The following is a 4,649-nucleotide window of genomic DNA, read 5'->3' as shown; positions in this document are numbered from 1 at the left end:
AAATTACCTGTTGTCAACTTTGCTGCAGGAGGAATTGCAACACCTGCTGACGCATCACTCATGATGCAGTTAGGTTCCGACGGCATTTTTGTGGGATCAGGAATATTCAAGTCAAACAATCCTGAAGCATTTGCAAAAGCAATAGTTGAAGCAACTGCAAATTACGACAAGCCTGAAGTATTGGCGGAAGTATCCAAAGGATTGGGCGAAGCCATGAAAGGTCTGGAAATGTCAACTTTGAGCGAATCCGACAGAATGCAGGACAGGGGAATTTAAAATTCCTCATATTTTTAATTATTTTTTAAGGTGCTTAGATGGTAAAAATCGGAATCCTAAATCTTCAGGGTGCAGTTTCAGAACACTTTGACATGACAAGAAAAACTGTTGAAAACTTAAAACTCGATATAGAAGTGGAAGAAGTAAGATACAGTGATGATGTTGAAAAATGTGATGGATTAATCATTTCCGGTGGGGAAAGTACTGTAATTGGCAAGCTCATTAAGGAAAGGGGTATTGATAAAGTTATTAAAGAAAATAATATTCCTGTCTTTGGAACTTGTGCTGGAATGGTGCTTCTTGGCAAAAAAACAGATTTCAACCAGCCGCTACTTGAACTTATGGACATAACTGTTAAAAGAAATACCTATGGAAGGCAGAAGGATTCATTTGAAGCGGAAATTGAAATATTAAATCAAAAGTATTCTGGGGTGTTTATTAGAGCACCGGCACTTGAATCTTATGATGACTCCAAAAATGATATTAAGATATTGTCAGAATTTGATGGTGAAATAATAGCCATTCAGCAAGGACACAACATTGCAATTTCATTTCATCCAGAATTAACAGAGGACACTTTAATTCATGAATATTTCATTGAAGAAGTTTTAACAAGTCTGAACCATTGACTGCTTTTAGAAGTTAATCAAATTGTAAACTTATAATGCAACAATTTTAATTTTTTAAAATTTGTTAACTTATACTTATCCATATAGGTTTTTCATGAAGAAACAATTGAAAGGGAATTCCTCCCATGATTCTGGTTAAGGACAATTATCCAAAAATATATAATATCCATTGATGAGTTTAATATGTCAAGAGAGGAATACGAAATATGAATATCTTAGACTTCTTGTTTAGTGATGAAATTTAATTAGAAGAGATTATAAATTTAATGTTATTATGCCAATAATATCGAAATTGTCAAATACTTATCTCTCACTACAGATAATATTATGGATTTCCATGATAATTAAAGTTTTGCAAATTCGGCATGTTAAAAATTATAATGGGTCAAAACATAAATAAATAATGTGATACGATGATAATTAATGTGGGCGGAAGAACAGATATAGTCAACTATTACACTCCATGGCTACTGAACAGAATAGATGAAGGATATGCATATTCAAGAAATCCATTTGCAAGAGAACAGGTTTACAAGTTAAGCTTAAAGCCTGAAGATGTTGACTGTCTTCTGTTCTGCTCCAAGAACTACCAACCTATACTTAAACATATAGGTGACATTGATGAAAAGTACAATATTTTGTGCAACTACACGATTACTGCATACGGCAAGGACATAGAACCAAAGGTTCCAACAATCGATCAATCTATTAAGACGTTGGAGAGATTATCTGATATCGTTGGTGCAAACAAGATTCTCTGGAGATATGATCCGATACTTCTCACTGAAAAATACACTGTTGAAAAACACCTGGAAACATTTGAATATATGGCCGAAAGGATATCACCATTGGTTTACAGATGCATCTTCAGCTTTGTTGACATGTACAAAAAAGTGGAAGAGAACATGCCTGAGATAATTCCACTTACTGATGAAGATAAAGTAAATCTATTGGAAGGGATTGGGGAGATATCAAAAAAATATAATCTATATATTCAATCATGCGCAACAAACGAAAGCTATGAAAAATATAATATTCATACTGCAGGATGTACAACAAGGGAAATATTGGAACAGGCACACAATGTAGTTTATAAAAATGTAAAAGGAACAGGGATTAGGGAAAACTGTCACTGCATTCCCTCAAGAGACATTGGTGCTTATAATTCCTGTTTAAGTGAATGTAAATATTGCTACGCTAATCGAAAACCTGAAATTCCCAAAAATGTTATAAAACTACATGATGAGAAATCACCATTATTGCTTGGACACCTTAAAGAAAATGATAATCTAATTGATACAGAAGTAATAAGATATATTGAACCAAAGCAATCAACATTATTTGATTTTTAAATATTCATCTGTTCAAAATCCTTTCAACTTCATCTTTATGCTCAAACAACACACAGCCACCATCATGATCATCCATCAGAATGTCTCCATCCCTTAAGGACTTAAACAAGTTTGAATTCAAAGTTTCAATAAGGGATACATCCTTGACATTAACATCGGAGTATGGTGAAGCGGGACATGGTTCAGCACCACCATGTGAGTTAATATGGAAAAATCCCCTTCCTGCTGCAAGACATCCTCCTGATGTCTTTTCATCTCCTGGAAATGAAAGAAATATCATGTCAGAATATTTCTGACGCAAACAATTAATTCTATCCAATAATAATTCCCTCTCCTCATTACTAGGGGCTAAATCTACAGTATCTGCATCAACAGGGACATATTCGATGAAAAATAATACTTTGCATCCAAAATCATGTAATTGACTAATATACTCATTTGAAAGTATAGTTGGCAAATTCCATTTTGTAAATGTGAGTGAAGCTCCAAAGATGATATTATTTTTTCTCATATATTCCATTGAATCAATTAATTGCCTATAAACACCTTTTCCTCTTCTAAAATCTGTTACTTCTTCATTTCCTTCTATTGATAAAATTGGAACTAGATTTCTATTTTTATCTAACAGATCATAATACTCTTCATCCAACATGGTGCCATTGGTAAATATGGGAAACAGAATTTCATGATATCTGCTGGCTTTTAGTATGACATCTCTTCTAAGCATTGGTTCACCACCTGCAAGAACAATGAAACTTATTCCAAGTTCCTTTGCCTGCTTGAATATGTTTTCCCATTCCTCATCTGTAAGTTGAGTTTGTGGCTTGCCGTCATTGCATGCATCATGTGCACGTGAATAACATCCTGTGCAGTGCAGGTTGCAACTGCTTGTAATGCTTGCTATCAAGAAAGCTGGAATGTTTTTTCCTTTTTTATCATACTTTTGTCTGATTTTAGTAGCTTTTTTTGCATACTTTGAAAACTTAATCAAAAATAAACTTTCTTTTGGATTTTTTAGTGTTGCACGCATTGCATCTTTCATGATGATTTCAACACCCTTGGCCAGATAATCTTGAATATCAAAATCCATTTAATTCACCTTCACACATTCAAGTAGGAAATTAACATGCTCTTCTGCTTGGTTAAAGAAATCCTCCAGAGAACTTTGGGGAATATCCTCATATTCCACACAGATTTCCAAAATCAGATAAATTGGAAAACTGTAATATTCCTTTGCTAATAGCTTTGGATCGCATTCTGGGCGAATTATGTGATTTTCTTTTAAAATGGTGAAAAATCCCTCCCAAAACAAAATTGGCTTGGCAAGAATCTCATCTTGGAAAAATTTCCTGATTGCATCGTTATGGTGCATCTGAATGAATAACAGTTTCCAGATTTTAAGGTTCTTTTCTTGTGAGAACATTTCCTTCATGGCTTCGGAACCTTTATGATAAAACTTTTCTGGATTTTGAAGCAGTATTTCATTGTTTGCATTCAAATCCAAATCTTTACTATTGAGCATCTCATCATATTCAAAAATATTGGTTAAATAGTCGAATATGTCCATAAGTATTGCTTCTTTGGAGGAGTAATGACTATATATCGAACTTTTTTTAATTCCTACTTCTTCAGCAATTTCTCTAAGGGAAACTGAATCATACCCTTTCTTTGAAAATAAATCAAGAGATACTTCAAAAATCTTTTCTTTAGTATTCATATTTACTACCTACCGTTCGTTAGGTATATTATATGGATTATGATATATAAATGTAAATGTTTTTGGTTTGGATTGTTATTCTAACTGTGGTGACAAGTATTTCAACACTCATATTTGCTTTTGCAGCAGGTCTTGAAGGATTAAGTGTAAATCTGTTTGCAGGAATCTTTGCTCAGCTTCCGTATGCAAATTTCCTGTTATTTTTAAAATTTTCTCCATTTGTATTCATTTCAGTTCTGATAATCAACATGTTTTCTGTGATGATGGGTGGTGCCGGTTTGTCATTAGTCAATTTAATGTGCTATGGTCAAAACTGGGTTCCATTTGTGCCTTGGATCCGCCCGTATTTAATTGCTTTGGGGGGGAATAACTGAATATGCTACAAGAATTAGTGTATCATATAGTATTATTTTAGTAACTTTTGTAATTGGATTGACTATTTCCTACATTTACTTTACAAGAACGGATGTTTCTATTAAGAACCTTGCAATAATCCGACTCTAAGGGTTTTCAACTAATCTTTTTACAATTAAATTTTATATTTCCACCTAATTAAACTTATAGATTCAAGTACGGAAATATCAGTTTATCGGCCAATAGAAAATTAAATAGTTTAACCGGATTTGGAAAAACTATTGGTATACTTTTGAGCGGTCTTCAATACGTCCAATATAA

The 4,649-nt window shown here is 33.3% G+C and carries 5 protein-coding genes and 1 pseudogene; 4 read left to right on the top strand and 2 right to left on the bottom strand.

The genetic code is table 11. From position 1 onward, the window contains the following. From Q0P94_RS10320 to Q0P94_RS10310, 3 genes and pseudogenes are all read left to right on the top strand, one after another. A pseudogene (locus Q0P94_RS10320) lies at nucleotides 1-276 on the top strand (pyridoxal 5'-phosphate synthase lyase subunit PdxS); the annotation flags it as partial. A 38-nt stretch (nucleotides 277-314) separates the two neighbouring features. Further along, nucleotides 315-905 carry a pyridoxal 5'-phosphate synthase glutaminase subunit PdxT gene (gene pdxT, locus Q0P94_RS10315; protein ID WP_295116322.1) on the top strand — a complete coding sequence of 197 codons (591 nt, stop codon included), beginning with the start codon at nucleotides 315-317 and terminating at the stop codon, nucleotides 903-905. Nucleotides 906-1,318: 413 nt separating this feature from the next. Further along, the gene (locus tag Q0P94_RS10310; protein ID WP_295116319.1) at nucleotides 1,319-2,257 is read left to right on the top strand and encodes a DUF1848 domain-containing protein; all 939 of its coding nucleotides are present in this window, start codon (nucleotides 1,319-1,321) and stop codon (nucleotides 2,255-2,257) included. Between the two features lie 4 nt (nucleotides 2,258-2,261). Here the strand turns inward: Q0P94_RS10310 and Q0P94_RS10305 are convergent, their stop codons facing one another. Together Q0P94_RS10305 and Q0P94_RS10300 are read right to left on the bottom strand one after the other, a co-directional pair. Next, nucleotides 2,262-3,347: a radical SAM protein gene (locus tag Q0P94_RS10305; protein WP_295116317.1), complete on the bottom strand. Its 1,086-nt coding sequence runs from the start codon at nucleotides 3,345-3,347 to the stop codon at nucleotides 2,262-2,264. Beyond that, on the bottom strand, nucleotides 3,348-3,974 hold the full coding sequence (locus tag Q0P94_RS10300; RefSeq protein WP_295116315.1) for a TetR/AcrR family transcriptional regulator: 627 nt from the start codon (nucleotides 3,972-3,974) through the stop codon (nucleotides 3,348-3,350). A gap of 62 nt (nucleotides 3,975-4,036) precedes the next feature. On the opposite strand from Q0P94_RS10300, the gene Q0P94_RS10295 reads away from it, so the two are divergent. Continuing rightward, on the top strand, nucleotides 4,037-4,348 hold the full coding sequence (locus Q0P94_RS10295; protein WP_295116314.1) for a hypothetical protein: 312 nt from the start codon (nucleotides 4,037-4,039) through the stop codon (nucleotides 4,346-4,348). The last annotated feature ends 301 nt before the right edge of the window (nucleotides 4,349-4,649 follow it).

Source organism: uncultured Methanobrevibacter sp., from assembly GCF_946184425.1.
In the GTDB taxonomy this organism is placed as follows: Archaea; Methanobacteriota; Methanobacteria; order Methanobacteriales; family Methanobacteriaceae; genus Methanocatella.
This window is presented reverse-complemented; position numbering and strand designations above follow the sequence as displayed.

What these genes read in the sequence shown, in the direction of transcription:
- Q0P94_RS10300 (WP_295116315.1), bottom strand. Translation starts at nt 3,974, where the DNA reads ATGAATACTAAAGAAAAGATTTTTGAAGTATCTCTTGATTTATTTTCA.
- Q0P94_RS10310 (WP_295116319.1), top strand. Translation starts at nt 1,319, where the DNA reads ATGATAATTAATGTGGGCGGAAGAACAGATATAGTCAACTATTACACT.
- pdxT (WP_295116322.1), top strand. Translation starts at nt 315, where the DNA reads ATGGTAAAAATCGGAATCCTAAATCTTCAGGGTGCAGTTTCAGAACAC.
- Q0P94_RS10305 (WP_295116317.1), bottom strand. Translation starts at nt 3,347, where the DNA reads ATGGATTTTGATATTCAAGATTATCTGGCCAAGGGTGTTGAAATCATC.